The sequence below is a fragment of the Streptomyces antioxidans genome (assembly GCF_000968685.2).
GTDB lineage: Bacteria > Actinomycetota > Actinomycetes > Streptomycetales > Streptomycetaceae > Streptomyces > Streptomyces antioxidans.
The window spans coordinates 1-1,001 of sequence record NZ_LAKD02000202.1 but is presented as its reverse complement, the minus strand read 5'-3'; the positions used below and the strand labels follow the sequence as shown (position 1 = coordinate 1,001).

1 protein-coding gene is annotated in these 1,001 nt (G+C 65.7%); it reads right to left on the bottom strand.

Going from position 1 to position 1,001, the window contains the following annotated elements; genetic code table 11:
• A partial coding sequence (locus VT50_RS37650; protein ID WP_240529497.1) for a beta-ketoacyl synthase N-terminal-like domain-containing protein occupies positions 1-1,001 on the bottom strand: 1,001 nt, incomplete at both ends.

The following is a 1,001-nucleotide window of genomic DNA, read 5'->3' as shown; positions in this document are numbered from 1 at the left end:
TGCGCCTCCACCGCATCGACATCCAAGGGCGACAACCCAGCACTCGCCAAGGCCTGCCGAATCACCCGCTGCTGCGAGGGACCATTGGGCGCCGTCAACCCATTCGACGCACCATCCTGGTTCACCGCCGAGCCACGAATCACCGCCAGCACGTCATGACCATTGCGCCGAGCATCCGACAGCCGCTCCAGCAACAGAACACCCACACCCTCACCCCAACCCGTGCCATCAGCCGCAGCCGCGAACGGCTTGCACCGGCCATCGGGAGCCAGACCACGCTGCCGGGAAAAACCGGTGAACACACCCGGGGTAGCCATCACCGTCACCCCACCGGCCAACGCCAGCGTGCACTCCCCCTGCCGCAACGCCTGCACCGCCAAATGCACCGCCACCAACGACGACGAACACGCCGTATCCACCGTCACAGCGGGGCCTTCGAACCCCAACGTGTACGCCACCCGACCAGAAACCACACTGCCCGAGCTGGCCAACATGGCGTACCCCTCCAACCGTGCGTCACCACCACTGAGCCCGGCCCCGTAATCGTGGTACATCACACCCGCGTAAACCCCCGTCGGACTCCCCTTCAACGACACCGGATCAATCCCCGCCCGCTCCACCACCTCCCACGACGCCTCCAACAACAACCGCTGCTGCGGATCCGTCGCCAACGCCTCCCGCGGATTGATCCCAAAGAACGCCGCATCGAACGCATCCGCGTCATGGAGGAAGGCACCCTTGTTCGCATAGCTGGTGCCCGCGTGATCGGGGTCCGGATGGAACAGCCGGTCCAGGTCCCAGCCGCGGCCGGTGGGAAACTCCCCGATCACGTCCTTCCCCGAGGAGACCAGGTCCCATAGCGTTTCGGGGGAGTTAGCACCTCCCGGGAAGCGGCAGGTCATGCCGATGATCGCGATCGGCTCATCCGCATCAGCCCGCACCGCGAGAGGAACACCAGAGCCCACAGCCTCGCCCGTCAACCGCGCACACAAATACTCCGC